Annotated in this window: 19 protein-coding genes; 11 read left to right on the forward strand and 8 right to left on the reverse strand. The window is 72.6% G+C overall.

Features of this window, described 5'->3' with window-relative positions; translation table 11 throughout:
- Nucleotides 1–138: 138 nt before the first annotated feature.
- On the forward strand, nucleotides 139–1,293 hold the full coding sequence (locus WMF12_RS45585; protein ID WP_437855074.1) for a ferritin-like domain-containing protein: 1,155 nt from the start codon (nucleotides 139–141) through the stop codon (nucleotides 1,291–1,293).
- Nucleotides 1,294–1,359: 66 nt separating this feature from the next.
- Here the strand turns inward: WMF12_RS45585 and WMF12_RS45590 are convergent, their stop codons facing one another.
- Together WMF12_RS45590 and WMF12_RS45595 are read right to left on the reverse strand one after the other, a co-directional pair.
- Nucleotides 1,360–2,445 carry a hypothetical protein gene (locus tag WMF12_RS45590; RefSeq protein ID WP_437743006.1) on the reverse strand — a complete coding sequence of 362 codons (1,086 nt, stop codon included), beginning with the start codon at nucleotides 2,443–2,445 and terminating at the stop codon, nucleotides 1,360–1,362.
- A 287-nt stretch (nucleotides 2,446–2,732) separates the two neighbouring features.
- Nucleotides 2,733–2,951 carry a hypothetical protein gene (locus WMF12_RS45595; RefSeq protein ID WP_437855077.1) on the reverse strand — a complete coding sequence of 73 codons (219 nt, stop codon included), beginning with the start codon at nucleotides 2,949–2,951 and terminating at the stop codon, nucleotides 2,733–2,735.
- A gap of 332 nt (nucleotides 2,952–3,283) precedes the next feature.
- Between WMF12_RS45595 and WMF12_RS45600 the strand changes: the two genes are divergently transcribed.
- The 8 genes from WMF12_RS45600 to WMF12_RS45635 all read left to right on the forward strand — a co-directional run bounded on the left by WMF12_RS45600 (nucleotide 3,284) and on the right by WMF12_RS45635 (nucleotide 16,102).
- Nucleotides 3,284–4,036 (forward strand): RNA polymerase sigma factor, encoded by a 753-nt coding sequence (locus WMF12_RS45600; RefSeq protein ID WP_437855079.1) that lies wholly within the window; start codon nucleotides 3,284–3,286, stop codon nucleotides 4,034–4,036.
- Nucleotides 4,033–5,346, forward strand: coding sequence for a FecR domain-containing protein (locus tag WMF12_RS45605; RefSeq protein ID WP_437855081.1), 1,314 nt, complete (start codon nucleotides 4,033–4,035; stop codon nucleotides 5,344–5,346). The genes WMF12_RS45600 and WMF12_RS45605 overlap by 4 nt, the downstream gene beginning before the upstream one ends.
- A gap of 217 nt (nucleotides 5,347–5,563) precedes the next feature.
- On the forward strand, nucleotides 5,564–7,690 hold the full coding sequence (locus WMF12_RS45610) for a biotin carboxylase N-terminal domain-containing protein (protein WP_437855083.1): 2,127 nt from the start codon (nucleotides 5,564–5,566) through the stop codon (nucleotides 7,688–7,690).
- Nucleotides 7,691–7,895: 205 nt separating this feature from the next.
- The gene (locus WMF12_RS45615) at nucleotides 7,896–9,020 is read left to right on the forward strand and encodes a hypothetical protein (RefSeq protein WP_437855085.1); all 1,125 of its coding nucleotides are present in this window, start codon (nucleotides 7,896–7,898) and stop codon (nucleotides 9,018–9,020) included.
- 101 nt (nucleotides 9,021–9,121) lie between these two features.
- The gene (locus WMF12_RS45620) at nucleotides 9,122–10,546 is read left to right on the forward strand and encodes an SIR2 family protein (RefSeq protein ID WP_437855087.1); all 1,425 of its coding nucleotides are present in this window, start codon (nucleotides 9,122–9,124) and stop codon (nucleotides 10,544–10,546) included.
- A gap of 329 nt (nucleotides 10,547–10,875) precedes the next feature.
- Nucleotides 10,876–11,307: a hypothetical protein gene (locus tag WMF12_RS45625; protein WP_437855089.1), complete on the forward strand. Its 432-nt coding sequence runs from the start codon at nucleotides 10,876–10,878 to the stop codon at nucleotides 11,305–11,307.
- 116 nt (nucleotides 11,308–11,423) lie between these two features.
- Nucleotides 11,424–14,525 (forward strand): hypothetical protein, encoded by a 3,102-nt coding sequence (locus WMF12_RS45630; protein ID WP_437855091.1) that lies wholly within the window; start codon nucleotides 11,424–11,426, stop codon nucleotides 14,523–14,525.
- Complete coding sequence (locus tag WMF12_RS45635) at nucleotides 14,522–16,102, forward strand: hypothetical protein (protein ID WP_437855093.1); 1,581 nt, start codon at nucleotides 14,522–14,524, stop codon at nucleotides 16,100–16,102. The genes WMF12_RS45630 and WMF12_RS45635 overlap by 4 nt, the downstream gene beginning before the upstream one ends.
- A 66-nt stretch (nucleotides 16,103–16,168) precedes the next feature.
- Here the strand turns inward: WMF12_RS45635 and WMF12_RS45640 are convergent, their stop codons facing one another.
- On the reverse strand, nucleotides 16,169–17,989 hold the full coding sequence (locus tag WMF12_RS45640) for a hypothetical protein (protein ID WP_437855095.1): 1,821 nt from the start codon (nucleotides 17,987–17,989) through the stop codon (nucleotides 16,169–16,171).
- Between the two features lie 295 nt (nucleotides 17,990–18,284).
- Here WMF12_RS45640 and WMF12_RS45645 point away from each other — a divergent pair, with 295 nt between their 5' ends.
- Both WMF12_RS45645 and WMF12_RS45650 read left to right on the forward strand, forming a co-directional pair.
- Complete coding sequence (locus WMF12_RS45645; RefSeq protein WP_437855097.1) at nucleotides 18,285–18,995, forward strand: hypothetical protein; 711 nt, start codon at nucleotides 18,285–18,287, stop codon at nucleotides 18,993–18,995.
- A 25-nt stretch (nucleotides 18,996–19,020) separates the two neighbouring features.
- On the forward strand, nucleotides 19,021–19,218 hold the full coding sequence (locus WMF12_RS45650; protein ID WP_437855099.1) for a hypothetical protein: 198 nt from the start codon (nucleotides 19,021–19,023) through the stop codon (nucleotides 19,216–19,218).
- Here WMF12_RS45650 and WMF12_RS45655 read toward each other — a convergent pair.
- From WMF12_RS45655 to WMF12_RS45675, 5 genes are all read right to left on the reverse strand, one after another.
- A complete protein-coding gene (locus WMF12_RS45655; RefSeq protein ID WP_437855102.1) occupies nucleotides 19,145–19,936 on the reverse strand; it encodes a trypsin-like serine peptidase in 792 nt (263 codons plus the stop codon). The two genes, WMF12_RS45650 and WMF12_RS45655, sit on opposite strands and share 74 nt — an antisense overlap.
- Complete coding sequence (locus WMF12_RS45660; protein WP_437855105.1) at nucleotides 19,926–21,032, reverse strand: TfuA-like protein; 1,107 nt, start codon at nucleotides 21,030–21,032, stop codon at nucleotides 19,926–19,928. Before WMF12_RS45660 ends, WMF12_RS45655 begins: the two co-directional genes overlap by 11 nt.
- Nucleotides 21,029–22,243: a YcaO-like family protein gene (locus WMF12_RS45665; RefSeq protein WP_437855107.1), complete on the reverse strand. Its 1,215-nt coding sequence runs from the start codon at nucleotides 22,241–22,243 to the stop codon at nucleotides 21,029–21,031. The genes WMF12_RS45660 and WMF12_RS45665 overlap by 4 nt, the downstream gene beginning before the upstream one ends.
- Nucleotides 22,244–22,247: 4 nt before the next feature.
- Nucleotides 22,248–22,544: a hypothetical protein gene (locus tag WMF12_RS45670; protein ID WP_437855109.1), complete on the reverse strand. Its 297-nt coding sequence runs from the start codon at nucleotides 22,542–22,544 to the stop codon at nucleotides 22,248–22,250.
- A 138-nt stretch (nucleotides 22,545–22,682) separates the two neighbouring features.
- Nucleotides 22,683–24,794 carry an FG-GAP-like repeat-containing protein gene (locus tag WMF12_RS45675; protein WP_437855111.1) on the reverse strand — a complete coding sequence of 704 codons (2,112 nt, stop codon included), beginning with the start codon at nucleotides 24,792–24,794 and terminating at the stop codon, nucleotides 22,683–22,685.
- Between the last annotated feature and the right edge of the window lie 499 nt (nucleotides 24,795–25,293).

Genomic DNA, 25,293 nt, shown 5'->3' on the forward strand with positions numbered 1-25,293 from the left:
CTCGGGAGCTCCCGGAGTCGATATGACGACGTAAAAACGAGCGAGAGGCGATTGCCGCTCGATGATAGGTGCCATTATAAGGGCCGCCCGCGGGGCGCTCTACCTCACGCCCGCGCCTCGCCGCTCCGGAAAGCTCTCATGTCCATGCGCCTCCAGCAAGCACTCCAGACCCTCCTCGATTCCGCCCCTCTCCTTCGCGACGCATCGAGCAGCGGTAACGTCCGTGTGCTCGCCTCGCTCCTCGGGCCTGCCTTCCGCGGCTTCGTCCAGCGGCGGGGCAAGGGCGTGGTCTCGACCGATATCTCGGTTGGATACGAGGCCAGCTTTAACTGGAGTTACGGGCGGGACGACCCCGACATGGCGAGGCTCTACCACCTCGCCAAGACGTCCCAGTGGGACGCTGCGACAGACCTCGACTGGTCGCGGAGCGTCGACTGGCTCGACCCGGCAATGCCGCTCTTGCCCGACAGCTGGATGCCGCCGTCCAAGCTGCCCGCCTGGCGCAGGCTCTCCGAGCGGGAGCGCGCGACGCAGCGCCACGGGCTGCTCTCCTGGATGCTGAGCCAGTTCCTGCACGGCGAGCAGGGCGCCTTGTTCGCGGCGTCGCAGATCACGGAGTGCGTGCCGTCGCTCGACGCGAAGCTCTACGGGAGCACGCAGGTCGCCGACGAGGGGCGCCACGTCGAGGTGTTCCACGCCTACCTGACGCAGAAGCTGGAGAAGCTCTACGAGATCAACGACAACCTCTATGTCGTCATCGACGCGATCATGAGCGACGGCCGGTGGGACATGAAGTTCCTCGGCATGCAGATCATGATCGAGGGCCTGGCGCTCGGCGCGTTCGGCTCGATTCGACAGGTGACGAGCGAGCCGCTCCTCAAGGACGTCCTCCGGTCGGTGATCACCGACGAGGCGCGCCACGTCCACTTCGGGGTGCTCGCGCTGAGCAGGTTCTACCGTGAGGGCATCGACGAGCGGGCGCGGAGGGAGCGTGAGGACTGGGCGTTCGACCTGTCGGTGCTCCTGCGCAACCGCTTCCTGGCGCACGAGTTCTATGACGAGTTCTACGCTCACCGCATGACGCGCTGCGCGTGGGACGAGCTCATGCTCCAGAGCGACCTGATGGGGTTCTTCCGCCGGACGATGTTCAGGCGGATCGTGCCGAACCTGAAGCGGATCGGCCTGCTGTCCGCGCGGATGCGGCCGCGCTACGCCTCGCTCGGCCTGCTCGAGTACGAGCACGGGCGGGCGGCCAGCGAGCTGACGGCCAAGGAGCTGCTCGACGACGCGTGAGGCGAGGGCGTCCGAGGGCGTCCGAGGGCGAAAGAAGCGGACGCCCGCGCCGGCCCCGGGGAGAGATCAGCAGGTGGACCGGACGCAGGCCGAGAGCTCGACGCCGCACTGCCTCTGGATGCAGCCGAAGTCGCCGTTGCAGGCGGCGAGCGACCTGAAGGCGCACGAAAGGACCTGATCCGCGAAAAACTGAGCGTTGGGGCAGCCCCGCGAGACGCAGCTCGAGACGCACGCGACGCTGAATTCCGGCGGCATCCGCTCCCTGTCGATGCACCGGGCGGCGCAGGTGACCACCTCCTCGCAGTCCACGGGCTCGCACGCGCCGCAGTCCTGGGGGCAGATGCCGCAGGTCTCGAAGCTCTCGCAGACGCCGTTCGAGCACACCGAGCACACGCCGCAGTCGCGCCGGCAGGACGCGCACGTCTCCGTCCCCGAGCAGATGCCGTCGCCGCACGTGGCGCAGGCGCCGCAGTCGTCCGGGCAAGAGAAGCAGCTCTCGATCCCACCGTTGCACACGCCGTTGCCGCAGGCCTCGCAGACGCCGCAGTCGGGGGCGCATGAGCGGCAGTCCTCCCGCGGCGAGCAGACGCCGTCGCCGCAGCCCTGGCAGACGCCGCAGTCGCCCGCGCACGTCGCGCACGTCTCGGCGCCGCTGCACACGCCGTCGCCGCAGTTTGGACACACCCCGCAGTCGCCCGGGCACGTCGAGCACGACTCGCTCGCCGGATCGCAGGCGGCGTCGCCGCAGCGCGGACAGAGGCCGCAGTCCTCGGCGCAGCTGCCGCAGTCCTCTGCGCCGTTGCAGGCGCCGTCGCCGCACCCCCCGCACGGGCCGCAGTCGCTCGCGCAGCTCGAGCACGTCTCTGTCCCCGAGCAGGCGCCGTCGCCGCACCCCTGGCCCTGGCACGGGCCGCAGTCGGGGGCGCAGGAGCGGCAGTCCTCCGCGCCGTTGCAGGCGCCGTCGCCGCATGCCGGGGGCTCGGCGCCGGACGAGCTGTCGTACTCCCACGTCTCGGTGCGGCCGCAGCCCGCCCCGAGCGAGGCCCCCGCGAGGGCGACGAGCGCAGACCAGGCGAAGGCGCGCGAGGAGAGGAAGCCAGGGCGATGCCGCCCGGACCGCAGCAGGAAGCTCAGCCGGCTTGTGGTACCCATACGATCAGCCCCGGGGACACGAGAGGTCGGGTTGTCAGAAGGAGCGGGACCGGCTCGCGGGCTGCAGCGGCGCCGCGATGAGCCGTCCACGGGAACGCGCGCGGACGGAACATACATGGAGACGCCCCGCGGATGGCGCCAAAGCACGGGCGCGCCGGCGCTGGAGCCGCGGGCCAGGAGCGACCGAGGGGCACAAAATGAAAGAGGGCGGCGCCTCCGGAGAGGCGTCGCCCAAAGCGCTCCGCGGTGCGCGCTTCACCCAGGAAGCGACGCGCCGCGCAGAGAGCTCACTGCTTGGGGGCCTCGGCGGGCGCCGCGGGGGCCGCCGGGTCGGCCGGGGGGGCCGCCGCCGGGTCGGCCGGGGGGGCCGCCGCCGGGTCAGCCGCCGGAGCCGCCGCCGGGTCAGCCGCCGGAGCCGCGCCCGGGTCGGTCGGGGCCGGGGCGCTGCCGCCGCAGGCGACGACGAGGGACGACACGGCGACGAGCGCAAGAACGAGCTTCTTCATGGAATCCTCCGAAAAGAGGGCGGTCAGGCCACCCTCACAACCAACAGGCGTGTGAACCGCACGCAAATCCGGCGGCCACCACCCAGACGCCGCTGGGCGCCAGAACGGCTCACAGTTTTTTCGATGAGCCGCCCGGGCCCGACCAGGCGTCTAGAAAAGTGTGGGAACCTCGGGGCGCTCCTGATGCCGCTCTGGACAGGAGCTCAGGGCTCGGCGCTCCGCCCGGGCCGCCGCCCCGCCTCCCGCGAGGGCATCGCGATCACCGTCTGCTGTACATTTCCAGTCATGTCCCCTGGTACGAACGCATGGCTCTGAGACCTCAGCGAGGGCGCTTGCGCCTTGTCGAACCGGCCGCCCCGGCTGCCCCGGCCGCGGAGGCCCAGGATGACATGCGCGACGCCGGGCCCGCGTTCGCTCCGGAGGAGCGCGGCCGCGGCGATGGCCGGTTCGGGGGGGCGCGCGCGCAGGACCGGCGGTCCTCCGCCGCGACCGGGCCGGCCGAGCGCGGAACGGGCCTCGCGGAGCTTCCGGACGCGCAGCTCGTGGTGCTCGGCGCCCGCGGGGACGTGGGCGCGCTCGAGCAGCTCTACCGGCGGCACGTCGCCTTCGCCATCCACCTCGCGACGCGCATCGAGGGCTCTGCGCGCGACGTGGAGGACATCGTCCACGACGCGTTCCTCCGCGCCTACGAGCGCCTCGACGACCTCGTGGATCCCGCCGCGTTCCGCGCCTGGCTCGGGTCGATCATCGTCCACAAGGTCCGCTCGCGGATGCGGCGCGCGCGGCTGCTCGGCGTGCTCGGGATGGGCAAGTCGAGCGAGCCGGTCGATCTCGACGCCCTGGCGAGCCCGGCCGCGTCGCCCCACGCGCGCGCGCAGATCGCGCAGATCTACGCCCTGCTCCAGACGTTGCCGGCGGACGACCGGATCGCGTGGATCCTCCGCTCGGTGGAGGGGCACGATCTCGAGACGGTCGCGCAGATGACGGACTGCTCGCTCGCGACCGTCAAGCGGCGGATTTCGCGGGCGCAACAGTTCCTCGACGGTCATTTTGTAGATTCAACCAGCAGCGAGGCCTCATCATGAGCCGGCGAGGGCTACCCCGGATCGCCCCGGCAGATCTGCGCGACCACGCGACCGAGGAGCGGATCGCGCGCGTCTGGGACCGCATCGAGCACGACCTCGGGGCGCGCGAGCGCTCGTCGCCGCGGCGCGCGGGCATGGCCGCGATGCTCGCGGCGGCGACGTTCGCGGCGTTCGGCGGCGGCCTGTGGCTCGGCAAGGCGATCTGGAGCGACGAGCGCGCGGCGCCCGCGCTCACCGCCGTGGCGCCGGCCGACGACGCGCCGTCGCTCGTCGACGTGTTCGCCGCGGGCTCGCAGGGGCGCACCTTCCAGCTGCCGGGCGGCGGGAGGATCTCGCTGACGGCGGGCACGACCGTCGAGGTCGAGCAGGCGGACGGCGGCGCGCTGACGCTGCGGCTCGTGCAGGGCGAGGCGTGGCTCGACACCGTGAGCGGGACGCGCACGGCGGCGCTCGCGATCGTCGCCGGCGAGGCCCGCCTCGCGGCGGCGGCGGGCAGCGTGCTGCGCGTGAAGCACAACGTCGACGCGATCGACGTCAACGTCGCGGATGGCTCGGTCAAGCTCACGTCGCCGGCCGGCTCGCGGGAGCTCGGGCGCGGCGACGCCGAGGAGGGCGTGCCGATCCGGCAGCGGATCGCGGTCGTGGCGCCGCCGGAGCCCCGGCGCGCCCGCGCCTCGTCGCTCCCGCGCTCGAGCGCGGAGGTGGCGCCGATCGAGCCGCCGACGGCCGCCGCGCCGGCCTCCTCCGCCGCCGCGCCGGACTGGCGCGCGCGGTACAACGCGGGCAACGTCGCCGAGGCGCTGCAGAGCCTGCAGCAGCAGAGCGGCGGCATCGACGGCGCCATCGCCTCCGCGAAGACGGCGAGGGAGCTGATGGACCTCAGCGACCTCTTGCGCGGGAAGGGCGGCGATCGCGCCGCGGCGATGCGCGCGTTCGCGCGCGTGGTCGAGGGCTTCCCGAGCGACGCGAACGCGCCGATCGCGGCCTACAAGCTCGGCGACATGCACGCGAGCATGGGTGAGCAGGCGCTGGCGGCGAGGTACTACGAGCAGGCGCGCTCGCTGTCGCCCGAGGGCAACCTCGCGGAGGACTCGTTCTGCAAGCGCATCCGCGCCGAGGTGGTCGCCGGCCACAAGGAAGAGGCCTCTCAGATGGCCAAGGAGTATGTGGCCAAGTACCCGGACGGCCGGTGCGAGGACGTTCAGCGGATCGTCTCCGGCGAGTCCGGTGAGGAGGCGGCCGAGCAAGAGGAGCACGCGGCCCCGCCGCCCCAGCCTCCGCCGGCCCCGGACGCGAGCCCGACCCCGTAGAGCGGGGGGCGCCCGTCCATGTCGATCGCGCTCCGCCGAGCGCGGTGGACATGCTTGACACCCCTGGCGGTTCTGCGCTTGCTTGGTCGCTCGCCGCGCCGGAGAACCGCTCAGGATGACCACCGCCGTCCGCACCAGCTCTCTACCCGCTCGCAACGACGTTCAATCGCTCCCGTCGTGGAAGTTGGTGTTGCCCCGAGGCGGCTATGTGTCCTCGATGGAGGCGTTCACCACGGCGATGGGCGTCCCTGGCTTCGTGCTGCTCGATCTGGGCACGCTGGCCGGCGGCCAGGACGCGCACCGCCTCCTCGGGCTGCGGTACCTCATCGCGAACGGCGAGGTGTGGAGGACGCACTTCGGCTGGCAGCGCCCCCTGGAAGCTGCGCTGCGCAGGGCGCTCCTCGACGAGGAGCGGGTGCAGGAGCTCCTCGCGGCGGCGGAGGGCCTGCTCGCGCGGATCCGGGACACGCGCGCATCGATCACGGCCGCGGACCGCGACGGGTTCGCTCGCTACCTGGAGGGCGGGCTGCTCCGGGCGCTGAAGCGCCGTGAATTCGACGACGAGCGGTTCCTCAAGTTCCTGATCCTGGAGCAGGACGAGCCCTCGCTCCGCGACCAGGCGGCGGAGCTCCTGCGCTCCCGGGCCGGCGACCTCCTGCGGGAGGACGCGCAGGTGCTGGATCTCCTGTACGCCGCCGTGCATCGCCTGGACAGCTACCCCGCCACGACGGTGAGCGCGGGCCAGCTCAAGTACATCCTCGTCGCGGACAAGGGCGAGATGGGCGTGCGGGCGACGCGGGAGGCGATCGCGCTCGGCAAGATCCCCGTGGTCCTCTACAGCCTGCAGGACGACGCGAACGCGCTGCAGCTGCGGATCGCGCGGGAGGGCGGCGGGTTCGGGGTGGGGCTCGAGGGGAGCTTCCGCGAGAGCTACGCGAACTTCATCCAGATCGCGGACAAGGTGAGGGCCGAGTTCGAGCGGCGCTTCGGCGACGGCTCGCAGGAGGAGCTGTCGCGCGCGGGGCTCTACCCCGGGTACGGCCCGCTGGCGGAGAACGCCGCGGCCATCCGGCACTTCCGCCAGAAGAACATCGTCTTCGTCGGCCCGATGCAGGACGTGGTGGAGAGCGCCGGCGACAAGCGCAAATTCCGCCTGATGGCCCAGGATTTCGACCCGACCGCGGTGACGCCGGGCATCGTCATCGACAGCGACGATCCGGGCGAGATCCAGCGGATCGTCCTGGAGGCCCACGCGGCCGGGCGCTTCACGTTCCCGGGCCGGCTGAAGGCCGCCAACGGCGGCGGCGGCCGCGGGCAGGCCGTCATCCCGACGGTGGAGCAGGTGCCTCAGGCCATCCAGAAGGTCCTTGGCGAGATCAAGGCGTACAACTGGCAGCCGGGCGTGATGTTCGAGCAGAACATCCCGGAGACGATCCACCTCGAGGTGCAGGTGCTGCGGGATCGCTACGGCAACGCGCGGCACTTCGGCATGCGCGACTGCAGCGAGCAGCGCGCGAGCCAGAAGATCCAGGAAGAGGCGCCGCCGGCCCTGCTCCGGCGGTACCCGGGCCTGGAAGACCGCATCTGCGGGCTCGCCGTGCGGATCGCGGACCGCGTGGGCTACGTGGGCGCGGGCACCGTCGAGCTGATGTTCAAGGAAGGGAAGTTCTACTTCCTGGAGATGAACACGCGGATCCAGGTGGAGCACCCCGTCAGCGAGGAGAGCTACGCCATCAAGCGGAAGCGCAGCCGCGTCCCCGTGAACCTCGTCGCGTGGCAGATGCGCATCGCGGACGGGCAACCCATCGATTTCGAGCAGGACCACGTGGTGCAGACCCACTGTAGCCGCGAGTTCCGCATCAACGCGGAGAGCTGGAATCCCGATCTCAGGGACTCGCGGGACGGCGGCAAAGGGCTGTTCTTGCCCAACGCGGGTATCTTCGATCGCATCGCGCTCCCCGACACCGACGCGATCCGCGAGGCGCTCGAGGAGAAGGGCCTCACCGACCTGAAGGTCCGCTTCGACTGCGGCTTCGAGGCGGGGGACGTCCTCGTGAACAAGGACCCCACGTTCGGCAAGCTCATCGTCTCCGTGAGCTGCAAGGACCCGGACAGGGCCTATGAGCTCCTGCGGCTCGCGTCCCTCGAGGTGCTGAAGAAGATGAAGATCGAGGGGCGGCAGGTGCGGCCCGACGGGACGCCCATCCAGGGCTCGCCCTTCAAGACGAACCTCCAGGATCACGTGCGCATCCTGAGGATGCCGCTGTTCAAGCGCCATTCGAGCGACGACGACACCGGACGTCACGTCAACTGGCTCGTGGCCGCGTTCCGCCAGGAGGCGTGAGCCGGGCAGGCCGCCGCGCTCCCCTGTGGGGTGAGCGCTGGCAGCGAAATAATCCGCGAACGCGCGGCCGTTCTCGCTCGAGAGCGCGTCGCGGTGGATTCGTCCGGCCAGAGCAGCCTCGGTGAGGTGGTCTCGGACCACAAGAAAGAGGCAATTCAGATCGCAACAGGGTATGTGGCCAAGTACCCCGATGGCCCGTGCGAGGATGCCCAGCGGATCATCTCCGGCGCGGACGCCGCCGCAGAGGACGGGCTTTGGCCGCCTGCCTCCGGCGCGCGCCCCGCGCTGGGATCTTCCCGCGCTCGCCGCCTCCGCGGTCGTCGTCCAGCTGAGCCTGGCCCTCCCGGCCGCGGCCGCCGAGCCGCGCGCCGTCGTGGCGATCGCCGGCCGCGCCGCCGCGCCCGTCGCGCCGCGGCTGCCCGACGCGGCGGCGCCCATCGAGGTGCGCGTCGCCCTGTCGCGCGGCGCGGCGGAGGAGGTCTCCAGCGTCCGCGTGCGGCGCTTGCTCGAGATCGAGCTCCCGGACGGCGCGGCGCTGGCCGCCGAGCCGGTCGGCCCGCTCGGCGACCGCGTCGCGACCGTGTGGGTCGACCGGCCCACCGCGGCGCGCCTCGAGATCCAGGTCCGCCTCGACGGCCGCGCCGTCGTGCGACGGCAGATCGCCGTCTCCGGCCTCACCTCGGACGTGGCCGCGCGGCTCGTCGCGATCGCCGCCTCCGAGATGATCGTCGCCGAGATGCGCCGCGCGCGCGCCCCGCGGCGGCCGCCGTCGCCGCGGCGCCCCACGCAGGACGAGGTCGAGCTCGCCTCGCGCGATCTCGACACCCTGTCCGTCTCGGCCGGGCCTTACGCGGCGGTCGTCTCCGGCGGGCCGCGGGTGCTCGGCGGGGCCGGCCTCGCGCTCGGGCTGCGGCGCCTGCGGTTCACGGAGTCGCTGTTCGCCCGCCTGCTCGCCGCGCCGTCCGGCGGCGAGCCGCTGCGCTGGCTCGAGGCGGGCTTCTCGGGCGACTACCGCTTCTGGCTGGCGGCCTCGTGGCGCCTCTCGATCGGCGCCACCGCCTCCGTCGCATCGCTCAGGCTGCCCGCCGCCGTCTCCGTCGATGGCATCGCGGGCGAGCGCGATACGTGGTCCGCACGCGCCGGCCTCGGGCTCGGCGTGGAGACCCGGCTGGGCGGCCCGGTGTGGCTCGGGCTGACGCTGGACCCGGGGATCGTGCTCCGGCCTGCGCCCTACGAGGGCGCCCGCGGGGAGGCGGGCGCCGTCGAGGGGGCCTGGCTGGGGGTCGGCCTCTCGCTCTCCACCGAGCGGCGCTCCGCGCCGCCGCGGTGAGGGTGTGGCGCGGTGAGGGTGTGGCGCGGTGAGGGGGCGGCGCGGTGAGGGTGCGGCCGGGCGCGGCCCGCTGGCGCAGATCCGCGGTATCGTGATCGCTGATGGATGAAGAGATCCTCGAGCAGCTGCGTGAGCGCTACACGTCAGGGAATCTGATCGTCTTCGCAGGCGCCGGCGTCTCGGCGGCTGCGGGCATGCCCACCTGGAAGCAGCTCGCCGAGAAGCTGCGCGACCGCGCGCGGCGGCGGAGCGCGGACCCGGCGGTCATCGACGAGATCCAGCAGTACATCTCCTCGAACCAGCTCATCAACGCGCTCTCCGCGGCGAGGCTCGCGCTCGGGCCGCAGGACTTCAACTGGACGGTCGACAAGGAGCTCGACGACACCGGCCGCGACGTGCCGGAGCTGGCGCGGGCGATCGCCGCGCTCAAGCCGAAGCTCAAGGCCGTGCTCACCACGAACATCGACCGCTTCCTGGAGCGCGCGTTCCAGGGCGAGTGGCGCATGGTCGATCGGCCGGCGGGCGACGTCGCCATGGACAGGTGCTTCATCCTGAAGCTGCACGGCACGCTGCGGGCGTGGGACACCTGGGTGTTCTCGCGCGACCAGTACGACCGGGCGATCTTCGGCTCGCCCCTGCTGCAGGACGCGTTCGGCGCCCTCTACCGCACGCACTCCATCCTGTTCGTGGGCTTCGGCCTCGCCGACGACAACATCGACCAGACGCTCGCCCGCGTGCGCGCGCTCTCCAGCGGGCAGCCGCCGATGCATTTCGCGCTGCTCCCGAAGGGGGTGCCGCCGTTCCGCCGCCGGCTGCTCGAGGAGTCGGGCGTCCGGCTCATCATCTACGAGAACCAGGCGGGCGATCACGCGGAGGTCACCCAGGTCCTCCTCGGCCTGGAGCCGGGCGCGGCGCCTCCGCCTCACGCCGCTGCGCCGCCGCACGCCCCCGCGCCGCCGCAGGCCGCTGCGCCGCCGCACGCCGCGCCGCGGGCTGCGCAGCCGTCGTCGCCCACGTTGCCGTCCTCGCCCGTGGCGCCACACGCGCCGGGTGTGGGCGCGACGGCGGCGCCGCGGCCGGTGCGCGTCTTCTTCTCCTACGCCTCGCGCGATGAGGAGCTCCTCGCGCGCCTCGAGGCGCAGATGACCCCGCTCAGGCGGGAGGGGCTGATCGCGCTGTGGCACAGCGGGAAGATCGGCGCGGGCGAGGACACGGAGCGCGCGATCGGCGAGCAGCTCGAGGCGGCCGACCTCATCCTCCTCCTGGTGAGCGCGAGCTACCTCGCGTCCGAGCAGGGCGACGCGCAGGTGGCGCGCGCGATGGAGCGGCGCGCGGCGGGGCAGGCCGTGGTCGTTCCGATCCTGCTCCGCCCCTGCGACTGGGAGACGACGCGCTTCGCCGAGCTCCAGGCGGTGCCGCGGGACAAGAAGCCCGTGACCAAGTGGCCCGATGAGGACGAGGCGTTCCTCCAGGTGGTGCGGGAGATCCGCGCGGTCGTGACGAAGCTGCGCCCGTCGCTGAGGTGAATCTGCGCGCCCTCGCCCGCGCTGCGGCCCTGCCGCGCTCGGGCGGCGGCTCTGTGACGCGCGAGCATGCGCGAGCGGCGGCTCGGCCGGCGGCGGGTGTATTCCGTACTCTTCCGCCTCATCGGCTCGTGAAGGATCGCCGCTCCGCGTGATCAGCGCCGGGCAGCCCGGCGTGCCCGGAGGGCTCTCTGGGTTTTCTCGCGCTCTTCCGGGCCTCTGGCCTTGTCGCGCTGCGCGCGCCGCAGCGGGCGCGGATGCACATCGGGACGCGCATGCGCCTTGCTATGCCCGCTGGGCGCACAGCGCGAACTAGTGGAGAGGTGGCCATCGTGAGCCCATTGCACAGAGAACGGATGGTGACGGCGCGCGAGAGCGGCCAACCCGAGGCGCGGTTCGCCGACGAAGAGATCCCGCCCGAGTCGGGCCGCCAGCCGGCCGTCTACACGGCGCGCGGCGGGCCCACCGGAGAGCCCTGGCCGGAGCGCGCGCCCGTGCTCACGCCGGAAGAGGCGCGCGAGCTGTCCGAGCGCTGGAGCGCGATCCAGGCGGGCTTCATCGAAGCGCCCCGCCTCTCGGTCGAGCAGGCCGACGCGCTCGTGAACGAGGTGATCCAGCGGGTCGCGCAGAGCTTCCGGGAGGAGCGCGCCGCGCTGCAGCGCCTCGTCGACGGCGAGCCCGGGCGAGCGGAGGCGTCGACGGAGGAGCTCCGGCTCGCGCTGCGCAGGTATAGATCGCTGCTCGGGCGCCTGCTCGCGTTCTAGTTCCACCCGCCAGGGGTCCGGCCAGGATGGCCCGCGCGCGGGTACGACCGGGGCGAGCGCTCCGCTTGCGCGGCGCCCTGTAGCGGGGGCTCTTCGCTTCTGGCATGGTCGCCGCCATGCTCGTCCGCAGCGCTCTCTCCTGGGTTCCACGCGGTCCGCGGCGCGACGCACGCCGCCTGACCGGCCCCGCGCTCGGGCGCCGCGCGCCAGCGCTGCTCGGCGCCGCGCTCGCCCTCTCGCTCGGGTGCTCCGGCGCAGCGCCGGCCCCCGTCGCGCGCCCGGCGCCGGTCGTGAAGACGCCGCCCGCGCAGCCGAAGGCGCCGGAAGGGCCGCCGCTCCTGCCGGCCCGCGTGATCGCGGAGCTCGACGAGGACGCGACGCCCTACTTCGCCCGGCGCGGCGACGAGGCGCTGCTGCTCCACGCCGCGGGAGGGCGCTGGAGGACGCGCCTCCTCGGCGCGGACGGCGCGCCGCGCGGGGACACCGTGGACGCGGGGCCCGTCGCCGCCGACGTGCCCGTCGCCGCGCTGCGCGCCACGCCGCAGGGCTACCTCGCCGCCTGGATCGAGCAGATCGAGGGGAGCCGCGCGGTGCGCGTGCTGGCGCTCGACCCCGCCGGCAAGCCGAGCGCCCCGGCGAGCCTCGTCGCGCAGACGGCCGAGGAGATCTCATGGCTCGACGTGCTCCCGAACGCGCAGGGCGCGCTCGTGCTGTGGGAGATGCCGCGCGAGGCCCAGGGCGACGCGGCCCGCGCCGGCGTCGCCCACCCCGGCGTTGCCCATCCCGGCGTCGACCGCGTCGACGTGGTCATGACGGTCGTGGCGCAGGGCAAGGGCGCCGCGATCAAGCCGACGGCGCCCGCGTCGGTCGCGCGCGAGGTGCTCGGGTGGCACGCGGTCGCCACCGAGCGGGGCGCGGCGGTCGCCCTCGTGCTCCCGCCGGCCGCGCCGCGCGGCCGAGGCGAGGGCAAGCCCGCGCGCAAGGCGGAGGCGGAGGACGCCGCAGAGGACGGGAAGCTCGGATCCATCGCGCTCCTGGAGATCGACGCGGCCGGGAAGGTGTCGGCGCCGGTGGTCGTCAGCCCCGAGCCGACCGCGCAGATCGATCTCGAGATCGCCTCCCTCGGTGGGCGTTACCTGCTCACCTGGACCGACGAGCGGGACATCGACGGCGCCGTCTACCTCGCGGCGGTCGAGCCGGGCGGCAAGGTGGTGGTGGCGCCTCGGCAGGCGACGCCGCCGTCCGGCGAGCAGGCGCTCGTGTCGCTCGTCGCGCCCTCCCAGGGCGGAGGCGGACGGGCGCTGCTCGCGTGGGAGGACCTGCTGCGCGCCCGCGGCGGCGAGGCCGGCGGCGCGGGCGCGCGTGAGCCGGGGCGCCTCATCCACCTCGCGTCGGTCGGCCCGGACGGGACGCTCGGCGCGGAGCGGGCGGCGCTCGTCTTCAGCGCGAGCGGGCCGCCCGACATCGCGGCCGACGGCGACGGCTTCGCCGCGGTGACGCTCGCGCCCGCCACGCTCAAGATGGCGCGCGACGGGGCGGCCGCGCCGCCGGTGTGGCCGACGTTCGTGCGCTTCGGCCCGGATCTCTCGGTGCGGGCGGCAGAGCCGGTGCGCGCCGCGCCGTTCGCGGCGACGGACGGCGTGCCGTACCTCGTGCGCGGGCTGACGTGCCACGCGGGCGCGTGCGCGACGCTGGCGAGCGCCGCGCCCGGCCCGCAGCCTGGCGGCGCGGCGGGCGCGGCGGGCACGGCGGGCGCGGCGGGCGCGGCGGGCGCGGCGGGCGCGCGGGCGCCGCTCGCGCTGGTGTCGCTCCCGGTGCGCGAGAGCGCGTGGCGCGCGCCCGCGTTCCGGGAGGACAAGGACCCGCCGCCGCGCGCGACCGCGGTGCGCGCCCTCGCCGAGGGCGACCCCATCGCCAAGGTCGCGGCGGTCGAGCTCGACGGCGGCGCGGCGCTCTCGGCGTGGGTCACGTACTTCGTCGAGGGCGCGTCGGACGCCGCGCCCCGCGGGCAGGAGGTCTCCGCGACGCTCGCGGTGCGCGCCGTGTCCCCGGGCGGCCTCGGCAAGCTGAGCGTCCTCTCGCAGAAGGCGTCGTCGCTCGGCGGCGTCGCGATCGCGGCGGCGCCGCCGCTCCCGGCCGACGCGAAGGGCAAGGGCGCGGCGCAGGGCGAGAGCGTGATCGCGTGGGTCGCGCGCGAGCGGGGCGAGACGCAGGTGTACCTGACCAAGGTCGACGCGACGGGCGCGAAGGTCGCGCAGAAGAAGCTCACCACGGCGCCGCGGAAGAAGCAGGGCGGCGCCGCGAGCGAGGCGTCCGACGTGGCGATCGCCTACGACGGCGCGGGGGGCTTCATCGTCGCGTGGATCGACACGCGCGACGGCAACGCCGAGGTGTACGCGGCGCGGGTGGACCGCGCGCTGAACCGGACGGCGCCGGACCGCCGCATCACGAACGCGCCGCTCGACGCGGCCGAGGTGCAGATCGCGGTGCGCGGCCAGGAGGTGTGGCTCGTGTGGTCCGACGCGCGCACGACCGGCGGCGCGGCCGCGGGCGGCGGCGGGGCTGCGGGCGGCGCGGCCGCGGGCGGCGGCGCGGCTGCGGGAGCCGGAGCGGCTGGCCAGGGCGGCGCGGTTGCGAGCGGCGGCGCGGCTGCGGGCGGCGCGGCTGGCCAGGGCGATGAGCCCGGCGGCGACATCTTCCTCGCGCGGCTCGACGCGAAGACGCTGCAGCGGATCGGCGACGAGTCGCGCCTCCATGCATCCTCGGAGCACTCGCGCAGCCCGGTGCTCGCGCCGCTCGAAAGCGGGCTCTTCGTCGGCTGGGTCGACGAGCCGGCCGACGAGGCCGGCGGGGGCGCGGGGGCCGGCGGGCGCGCGCGTCTCGTGCGGGTCGACGGCAACGGCGCGGTGCAGGGCCCGCCCGTCGTGGTGAGCGGCCCGGACGGCGCGACGGTGTCGTCGCTCGCGCTCGCGTGCGACAAGGTCTGCCGCGGCGTGCTCGCGTCGGCCCCGGGGGACTCGGTGGAGCTGAACGCCTTCACGCTGGCGCCCGGCGACGTGTCGGCGCCCTCCCTGAAGCCGCTGGCGTGGCTGACCGGGGGCGCGTCGCAGGACGTGTCGCCGGCGTTCGCGGGGCGGTCCGGCGCCTCGCTGTTCTTTGCGGACGACTCGGTGAGCGGCTCGGGGCGCGTCCGGTGGATGACGATCGCATGGCCGTGAGCGGCGCAGATCGCGCTCGCCGGCGGCGCGCCGCGCCGCTGCGCGCGGGCTGGCTCCTCCTCGGAGCGCTGGCCTCCGCGCTCGGCTGCCCTGGGCCGCCGGAGGTGCCGGTCCCGCCGCCGCGCAAGCCGGCCGGCGCGGCGGCGTTGCCGGCCTGCAAGGAGAGCGGCTGCTCTCAGGCCGGGGCGCTGCTCGCGGCCGCGCGGGCGTTCAGCGACGTGCGGCACGACTACCTCCTCGACACATCGAGCGCGATGGTGCCGGGCCGCGGGCTGTCGAGGAGCGCGGCGGGCGCGTTCTCGCCGGTCGGCCTTGCTTGCGCCCGTCCGAAGGCGGAGCCGGCAGCGCCCGCGGCGACGGCTGCGCCCGCGGCGCAGACGGTGGTCGCGATCACGGCGGCGCCCGCGGCGACGGCGGCGCCGGGCGCACCCGCGCCGGCGCCGGGCGAGCGCGCGATCGACTTCCGCTACGTCGGCATCGCCGTCGACTCGGTCCTCGTCGGCGCCGACGTCGATCTGCCGGCGTACTTCAGCGCCGGAGGGACGCTCGACCGGCGCCGGCTGCGGCTGGTCGCGATGGCGCTGGTCGCGGACGAGGATCCGCAGTTCTTCGAGCCGACCGAGAGCGTGGTGCCGGCGGCGGGCGGCGGCTGCGCCTGCGGCCGCGCGACGCACTTCATCGGGGCCGTGAAGCGCGGCGCGATGGTCGCCTACGAGACGGACGTGACGGCCGGCGAGGCGCACGGCACGGCGCTCGGCCTGTTCAAGGCCCGGCTCGAGGCGGGGGACCGCCGGGTGACGATGACCTCGGTCGGGGAGCTGGCCATCGAGGGCGTCGAGGGCGCGCCGGTCGCGGGCGCCAAGGGAGGCGGGCAGGCGTTCGGCGCGCTGCGGATGGAGGTCAAGAAGGCGGTGCCGCTGGCGTACGCGATCTACCCGGTGGCGGACGTGTGCCGCTTCTCGCTCGCCGAGCCGGAGATCGCGCCGCTGCCCGTCGACCTCGGCGTGGTGCCGTACGGCGCCGCGGGGACGGCGCAGGCGCTCATCACGAACCGGGCGCAGGTCGACGTCCGGGTGACCCACGGCGAGCGCACGGTCGAGGTGCCCGCGCACGGGAGCGCGGAGCTCACGTTCTCGTGGACGCCGGAGGGCGCGACGGCCGGCTGCGAGCGGCAGACGCGGCGGGACACGTTCGTCGTGCAGCCGAAGGACGCGTCCGCCCCGGTGGTGCCGCGCGAGCGGGCCGTCGTGGTGCCGCTCCAGGTCACGACGGGGATGCCGACCTTCTCGAAGCACGAGCCGATCGCGACCGAGACGGGGCGGTCGCCGGACTACGGCCGGGCGAGCGTGGACTGGACGTGCCCGGCCGGCTACGTGGTCGAGCAGTGCGAGCCGCAGCTGGCGAGCTGCCTGTCATCGACGGGGAGCTGCAACGCCGAGGGATACCGGCTGACGGCCGAGGCGACCGCGGACGGGCGGGGGTGCGCGTTCCGGTGCACGGGGCCGAGCTCGTCCTTGTGGGGTGACCACGGGTGCTCCTACACGGCGGCCATGGTGTGCCGGCTGGGGTGCAACTAGCGCTACGGCCGCGTGTCGCGGAGTCTCCGCCACCTCGAGGGCGACCGCCCGCGCGTGCTCAGCCGGTCACTGGCGCGGGGAGCGCCCGAGCGGGCGCGCGTCGGGGGACGAGCCCCCCTGCGCCGGGCCGCTCTCGTCCGCCCCCTGGAGCGCCATGCTCCCAGGCTTGAAGAAGATGCTCCTGAGCTTGCCCGCGAGCTGGTCGAAGGCGCGGAGCGCCATCACCTCGTAGACCCGGTCATCGGGAGGCGCGCTCGCGAGGTTGGCCCCCAGCCCTGCCGTGCTCGTGTACTCCACGGTGAACTCGTCCGGGGGCATCACCTTCAGCTTGAAGTCGAACGCGTCGCGCTCTCCGGGGATCCGCATGGTCCCGTCGAAATCGACCAGGATGCCGACGAACGCTCGTTCGCTGCGCTCGCCCGAGTACATGGTGCCGGACCAGCCGACATCGTAATGGATGTAGATCGTCGGAACGCTCGGAGCGACCCTGGCTGCGCCGGCGTTGTCGGTCAGGCGCTCTCCCTGCTTGAGCTCGAGGATGTCCGTCGGGAAGACCCGCTTGAAGCCGGCCGCCAGGTTGTTCACGATGGCCGCCTCGCGAGGAAGGGAGTGCTCGACATCGAAATGCTTCGCGACGGGCGCCACGCCCGCGCCCCGCGGGCGGAGGGCCTGCGCCTTCTGCTGCAAGACCGCATCCAGCTTCGCGAGCATGTCGGTGGCAGGCGGGTCGAAGCGGACCTCGACGGTCGACCGCTCGCTCTTCTCCAGATACGAGATCAGCTTCTCCATGAAGCTCAGCATGACCGGGTCCGATGTCGAGGCTTGCGCTCGAAAGTCGGCCAGCGTCTTCGAGAAGAGCGCATGGACCGCGGCGCGCGTCTCTCCCTCCACCACCGATCCCGGGTACTTCTTGAGGACGGCGCGCAGCGCGGTGACGCTGCCCTCGCGCTTTGCTTCCGTGAGCGCGGCCCGGGGGAGCAAGCTGTTCTTCACTTCATCGAGGTGCCTGCGGCCTGAATGGACATAGCCCTCGTAGGCGAACTCGCTCCCTACCTCCTTGGCGCTACGGAACATCGCCTCGTCGCTCAGGAGGTTGCGCACGTACCACAAGGGCAGCGCGAGGATCACGGCCACCAGCGTCGAGGCGCCCGCGATGAAGCCGGGGCGGAGGAACGACGGCATCGTGCCCACACGCGGCGCGTGGCCGCCCGCTGCGTGCGGTGGAGCGACGGCCACGAGCCTGTCCCAGGCGTCGTCGCGCCGGACCTCGAAGAACGGATCCAGCGCGATGAGCTGCTGCACGTCCCTCGACGCGAACGCGGCCCGGAGCGCCTGCCGGGACCACTCGAGCTCGCCGACCTTGGCCTCGACCTCTGCCTGCGAACGGACGACGAACGACTGGCTGACGTTCCCCTGGAAGCTGAAGGTGATGAGCGAGTGGGAGTAGACCCCATTCGTGTGGTGGTGTACCGCGCCGACGTTCACGAGATCCGACATCGGGATCATCGTTAGCTTGGGCCCTGTCGCGTCGACGTAGTCCGCCGGCAAGAGATACCGGCCCGCCCTGAACGGGAGGGTCGACTTGAACCTGAGCCGCTTGATGGCCATCAGGGTCGACACGAAGAGCAGGAAGATGCTGCCGGCGTAGCCGAGAAGGTGCCCCGTGCCCTGAACGCCTGACCAAAGCGATCCAAAATGATTGCAGACGAGCACCAGGGTCACGGCGGCGGCGGCCAGCGCGAGGAAGCTCCATCCGAGGATCCCCGCGCCTGCGTTCGTCGGCGCGGAGAGGATCGGCCTGGGCGGGCCCTGACCATCGAGGCACCGAACGAGCCGATCGCGGACGGGATCGGGCAGCGCATTGAACAGGACATGTCGTACAGGCATGGCACCCCCAGGCAATCAGGAGACGCTATCATCGGCCCTGCGTGCGCGGCAATCGCGACGTGGAAAATTACGCTCGGGCGAGTCGCGTCTGGCAGCGTGGTCCGAGACCCTGCACATCGGTGGCGTTCACGCACGCCATGTCCCGTGGCGAAGGCCGGCGCGACGCGCTGACGAATCGACCGCCCTGCGGGGTGTCCTGCGAACACGCCGCAGGTGTCGTGATCGAGGGCGCATGGCGCGCCGGCCGCCGCGCGGGCGGGAGCCCACGCTCAAACCATGTTGGAGGAGAATGACCATGAACATGAATTCGATGCGCCGTGGTGTCTCGATGGGGCGCGTCACCTGGGGCGTTGGCAACGTGATCGACCTCGAGACCCGCCGGGGGCTCTTCGTCCTCGCGCAGATGAGCAGGTCTCCCTACCTGGTCTTCTTCCGTCACTTCCGCCGCGATCGCGATTGGCGGGGGACACGGCTCGCTCCGGTGGACGTCCTCTTCTGCACGTCCGTCACCCGGCAGCTCCTCACGTCGAGCGTGATTGGCCGGGTCAAGGGCGTGGAGCCGTTGAACGTCGACCTCCCGACCGTGTGGATCCACCCCGACGCGACGAGCCGGCGGGTGACTGTCTGGGAGGGCACGCCTCATGAGCGCTCGTTCATCACGATCGGTCGCGGCGGGGCGCTCGTGCGCAAGGACGTGAACCATCACGCCGGAGGTCCCTTCAAGCATCCGAGCGGCGTGTTCGACGAGATCCTCGAGCCGTCGATCGCCGACATCGAGACGATCGAGCGGCACGAGCTCACCTCACTCGCCGTCTTCCCGCTCCTCCAGGAGCGGCTGTTCCTCTGTCATGGCGCGGGGAAGAGCGTCGATCCGGAGAAGCACCTGCTCTTCGATCTCCCCATGCCTCTCGCCTTCGAGCCCTACATCGAGCTCATCACCGCATCGACGGAGGAGGAGAGCCGCGCATTGCAGCGGCGATACGGCGCCGCGATGTCTCGCGCGTGATGACCGGACCGGACAACCGGAGGCGGTGCCGCCGCTTGACGAGAAGTACGACGAGTTCGTGAAGTACGTCGGCTCGATCCCCGAGGCGCCGCGCCGCCGCGACGACGGCCGCATGCTCGCCGAGACCGCGATCCGCGCGCTCGCCGACCTCAAGGGCTGCGTCGCGACCGCGGCGCAGAACAAGGACGCGCTGCTGCTCCGCCTGCTGCCGCCGCCCGGCTAACCAGCTGGAGCGTCGGCGATCGCGCGAGCAGCGCGCTCACGCACACGCCGGAGCTCGTACCCGCGCTGCTCTGGCCGTTCGTGTGGACGCCGACCAGGCGGCCGTCGGCGATCCGCAGCACGCCCGAGCCCGAGCTGCCCTCGAACGTCGCCGCGCCGAGGTAGCGGAGCGCGGTGCCGCCCGCGGCCACGCACCGGCCCGCGACCAGGTGCTTCGTGAAGCCGAGCGGGTGGCCGATCAGGCACACCGCCTCGCCCGGGCGCGCGCCGGTCGGCGCGAGCTCGGCGACGCCCCACGCGGCGCCGGGCGCGCCAGCGAGCCGCACGATCGCGAAATCGAGCTCGCCCGCGCGGTGCTCGACGAGCTCGACGATCCGGTAGCAGCGCGTCGGCCGCAGCTCGCCCGCGGGATCGAGCTGGTAGTTGAACGCGACGTGCATGTTCGTGGCGATCTCCGCGGAGCCGATCACGTCGCCGGTGCGGTCGTCGAGCGGGCGCAGCCAGCGGCCGCCGGTGCGGTCGAAGCAGTGCCCCGCGGTGAGGAACAGGTCGCGCGCGATCAGCGTGCCCGAGCCCCACGCGACGCCGCTCGCGGTGCCGGGCCGGGCGTAGCGGCGTGCGAGGTCGGCGTTCCAGCGCAGCTGGCCGACCGCACCCTCGTGCGCGGCCGCGAACGTGCGCAGCGGCGGCGGGCAGTGCTCGACCGGCTCACTCCGCACCGCGCCTCCGGCGCACGCGCCCGTAGCAGCTCATCGCGCGCAGCTGATCGGCGAGGTGGTGATCGAGCTCGGGCTCGGTCGCGGCCTGCGCGCAGCGCACGACCGCCTCGCGGCGCATCAGCTCGAGGAACGCGGCCGGGTCGAGCTCTTGCTCGGCGAGCCACGCCCGGGTCTCGGCGGCGGTGTACAGGCCGTGCTCGCGGCGGAACTGCTGCGCGGTGCGCTCGACGAGCTCGGCGCTGACCGACAGGCCCTGGCGCGCCGCCGCGTCCTCGGCGAGCGCGCGGGCGAGCGCGCCCTGGACCGCGCTCGCGTACAGCGACGCGTCGCCGAGCGCGCGCAGCGCGTCGAGCAGCGGCGCCGCGGTCGCGCCGCGCGCCGCGCGCATCCGCGGCAGCGCATGGTCCCACGCGTCGGTGCGCTCGAACGCGTAGTCGACGCGCTTCGGTGCGGCGCCGGCGGCGCGCGCGGCCTGCATCGCGTCGACGAGCGCGAGCGCATCGCGGCGCTTCTGGTCGACGCGGCCGCCGGGCAGCCAGCGCTCGAGCGCGGCGACGTCGCAGCCGGTGGCGTGCGCCTCGGCGAGCAGCTCGGGCCACCGGCGGTCGGGATAGAACCGCTGCTTCGCGAGCGCGACCAGCCGATCGGCCGCCGCGCGGGTGCACGCGCCGGCGGCGACCGCCGCGTCGAGCGTGGCGCGGATGTCGACCAGCGCCTCCGAGACATGGCGATAGCCGTGGTCGGCCGCGAGGTGGGTCAGCGCGACCTCGTCGTCGGCGTCGAGCGCGCCCGCGCGAAACTGCTCGAACACCCATCCGACGCCGACCATGCCGAAGTCGGCGAGCTCGGCCGCGCGCAGCGCGCCCATGCTCGATGCTCCGAACACGTGCACGCCCTCGGCCATCGCCCACAGGATCTCCTTGTGCCACACCGCCGGCACGTGCTCGAAGAACCCGTCGACGAGGCCGATGCCCCACGGCCGCTCGCGCGCGGCCCGGTAGACGTCGCCCTGGGCCGCCGGTGGCAGCACGCGCAGGTCGGGCACCGCCGGCACGTCGGCCGGCGGCAGGCTCGGTCCGGTGAACAGCACGATCACGATGGCCTCGCTCGCTGCGCCCGCGGACCGGGCGCGTAGCCGGGTGCGTTCCACATGCTCTCGAGCCCCGGCACGACGACGCGGACCACCGCGACGCCGAGCTCGGGCCGGGACAGATCGACCGCGACGGCCTGGGCGAGCCCCGCGCCGCGCAGCGCGCCGAGCACCGCGGCGAGGTCGTCGTCGAACGAGTCGCTCGCCGCATCGGGCAGCTCTGCGAACGAGCGCGCGGCGGGCGCCTCGAGCTCGACGAGCGCCGCCGCGATCCGGTCCGCCGCGCGGACGCGCTGGAACGACGGCTCCACGATGTCGTCGCGCGCGCCGGAGATCGCGGTCAGCCGGCTCTGCGCGGCCTCGGTGAGCGCGCGGGCGAGCGCGATCGCGCGCGATCGGTGACAGCCCTGGCCGCCGCTCACGCACAGCGCGTGGAACGGGTCCGGATCGCGATCCGCGATCTCGGCGACCACGACCGGCAGCCCGAGGTCGCTGGTCGCGTCCCACGCACCGACCGCGACGCCGGCGCGCTCGAACCGCCGGAGCAGCGCGCGGCAGTCGAGGTCGTCGACGGTGTCGAGCGCGATCCGGGTGCGCCGCCGGACCTCGGCGCCGCCGGCGCGCCAGATCGCGACCGCGTCGCGCTCGATCACCTCGTACAGGCCGTGCAGCGTCGCCTCGAGCGCGTCGTTGCCCGACGCGAGCCCGGTCGACGTGGTCAAGAAGCAGCCGCTGCCCGGCGGGCGCGGCGAGGTGTAGTCGGTGGTGACCACCTCGAGCGGCACCGCGCGCGGCGCGCCGTCGAACAGGTCGACACCGTCGAGCCACAGCAGCTTGCGATGAGGCTGGAACGCCCCGATCGCGAGCCGCGGCAGCCCGGCGAGATCGACGAGACGGCGCGTCGCGGCGAGCTCGGCAGCGGTGCCGAACACCATCGGTCGCAGGATGTGCTCGGCATGCCACTGCTCGATCGACTCCATCACGCCCGACGCGCGCGCCGCCTCGAGGTCGAGCCCCTTGCCCTGCGAGACCGAGATCGAGCGCGCGTTCGGCCGGCACACCATCACGACCGGGATGCCGATCGAGTCGAGCCCGGTGACATCCGCGATCCGCGTGATGCCGAGTCGCCGCAGCAGCGGCCGGACCCGGGCGAGCGTGTCGGCCGGACTGATCCGGCGCTGCGTGCCGCGCCAGTACGCCTTCTCGGTGCAGGGCACGGCGCTAGTCCTGCGGCTTGAACGCGTTCAGGTTGAAGTAGAACGTGCCGCAGAACTCGGCGGGCCCGACCTCCTCGGCGGCGCCGCCGCGCGCCAGCTCCTGCTCGACGAGACGGCGGGCCGGCGGCACATCCGCGTACGGCACGTGCTGGGTCGCGACGCGCTGCTCGACGAGCTCCTTGCAGATCGGCTCGAGCGGCCGCTTCGGCGGCCCGAGATCTCTGCTGTCGATCACGTAGTAGCCATCTCCCTTGCCGTTGATCACGACGAGCGTGAACGGATCATCCGTCATCTTCTTCATGTCATCCCTCCTGAGAAACGCGTTGGAACCTCTCCACATCGCTCGGCGACGGCGCAGAACTCGCGCCACCGCCGGCGCACCGACTCGACCGCACGAGATGGACGGTTTGTCGTCCTAGCCGGACAGGGGATCGAGCGATCACTCCATCCGCACCTTCGCCACGTTCAGCGTGCCGTTGGTTTCGTTGCACACGATATCCGAGCCGAACTGCCCGTCGGCATTGCCGACGTGAACGTCCTTGATCGTGGCGCCGGTGCACCAGCCGTCGAGGTCGCCGCGCCACTCGGCCGTCAAGAACTGGCCGATGGCGTCCGAGAGATCGATCTCGGTCTTTCCCGACACACCATCGCGGCACATGAGGTCGCTCCGGCCGTCGTCGTTGAAGTCGCCGACGTGGAGCGTGGCGTTCGAGCCCGTGCAGAAGTTGCGCGTGGCGAGGCTCCAATCGCTGCTCCAGAACTGGCCGCTCGTGTTCGCCAGGTCGACGGCCATGGCGCCGCTCGTCTGGTTGCAGAGCGCATCATCACGGCCATCGCCGTTGAAGTCGCCCACGTAGAGCTTCTTGCCGGTCCCGTTGCAGAAGTTGCGACCCGAGAGGGACCAGTCGGAGCCCAAGAACTCGCCGCTCGTGTTGGCGAGATCGACGAACATGTCGCCGTCGTCCTGGTTGCAGAGCAGATCGTCGCGGCCATCGCCGTTGAAATCGCCGACGTACAGGTGCTCGTCCGCGGCGCGGCAGAAGTTGCGAGCCGAGAGGGACCAGTCGGAGGTCCAAAACTCGCCGCTCGTGTTGGCGAGATCGACGAACATGTCGCCGTCGTCCTGGTTGCAGAGCAGATCGTCGCGGCCATCGCCGTTGAAATCGCCGACGTACAGGTGCTCGTCCGCGGCGCGGCAGAAGTTGCGAGCCGAGAGGGACCAGTCGGAGGTCCAAAACTCGCCGTTCGTGTTGGCGAGATCGACGAACATATCGCCGTCGTCCTGGTTGCAGAGCAGATCCATGCGGCCATCGCCGTTGAAGTCGCCCGAGTAGAGGTGCTCGTCCGCGGCGCGGCAGAAGTTACGCGCGGTCGACCAGGTGCCACGGACGAGGCCGAGGCGGGGGCGGGCGGTGATGAGCGGCTTCGTGTATCCGGTCGGCAGCGTGCCCACGCGCTCGATGAACTGCGTCGTGATGGGCGGCTCGCGGTTCAGGAACGACCAGATCATGTGGGCCTGGGAATCGGAGATGTGCCGCCGACTGCATACGTTGACCGACTGGTAATCCATGACGTTCAACCCGACGACGCCGTCCGGATACAGGCGCGCCACGCCGTCGATCTCCGGGTCACCTGGGACGAAGGTATCTCCTGCGAGCGTACAGCTCACGTCGCAGACCGTGGTGTCCTCGTAGGTGCAGGATGGACTGATCAACGCGAGGCTGCTCTCGAAAGGCGTCGCCGCGGCCTTGCTGCCGAAGAAGACCGGACCACTCGTCGTGGACCTGAACATGAGATCGTAGCGATCGGCCTTCTTCCAGGTGAGGCCCGTGTCGGGATCCTGGCCGTTCGCCGCCTGGAACACGTGGGCCAGCCCCACATAATGCCCGAGCTCGTGCGCCAGAGACGCGTCGTCCAGGCTCCACGGAAGCATCAAGGCGATCCTCCCGACGTGCGGGAAGTCGGCCGCGTTCAGGTTGCTGGGGTGCCTTCCGTTGATGACCACGACGATCTCGTCATCGGGCGCGTAGGTCGCGGCTGTCGCGTGCCACCAGTCGTTCTTGAACGAGGCCCCGGCCGGCTGCGTGCCTTTCACGGTCGTGTCGGGCCAGGCGTTCGCCGGGACCTCCGGGAAGGCGGCCATGATCGTGCTCTTCACATCCGCCCACGTCTGCGCCGAGGTCTCGGCGCACCAGAGGGCCGGGGCTTCCACGCGCGTGAAGCTCCGCAGGTAGAACTCCACGCCGGCCGCGGCGTAGATCTCGTTGGCGATCGCGATGCCCTGCTGCAAGCGCGTATCATTCAGTTCGCCGTTATGCCCGGAGCACGTCGTGCCGCAGAGCGGGGCCGGCCTCGTATCGCAATCGCTGTCGGCCTGGGCAATGGCGCGAATCGGGATCCGCCGTCGATCGAGGGACGACATGAGCGCCTGCCCGGCGCTCTTGGTCTCGATCGCGGGATCGAGCGCGGGCTGGTCGTCCTCGTTCACGCCGATGCAGGCCCCGCTCATGAGCATGAGCGGCATCATCATCCAAGTGCTTCTCAATCGCATTTTCTTCTCTCCGAGACAAAGAGGCCCACCCGCGTCGATTCGCGGTCAGGCGCATCGTGATGCCGAGCCCGAGAGCTCGACGCTGCTAGGTCCGCTTGGAGCGGTCAACGCACGCCGTGTGCCAGGGGCAGAGGGCGCTCGATGTCTCGAGATGTCGTGTTCCACGCGCCGGCAGGCTCAGCCGCCCGCCGTGAAATGTGGCCCATTTCTCTGTGACATGTCACGGACTGCAACGTCGCATGTCACGGATCGCAGCGTGACATGTCACGAATCGCAGCGTGACATGACCCACGCGTGCATCGCGCATCGGTCGATGGGCGCACGCCGAAAGCGAAGCCGCGGCGCCCCTGGTCGAGGGTGGAGCCCTGGTAGTCCACCGGCGTAGATGGGCCACGATCTACCGGAGGTGCGAATCGACCGCGAGGAGCGAGGCGAGGAGGTGTTCTCGCGCGCCAGAGGTGTTCTCGCGCGCCAGTAGGGTACAGCTATACGGTAGGAT

It is taken from the genome of Sorangium sp. So ce363 (genome assembly GCF_051520435.1).
Taxonomy (GTDB): Bacteria; Myxococcota_A; Polyangia; order Polyangiales; family Polyangiaceae; genus Sorangium; species Sorangium cellulosum_B.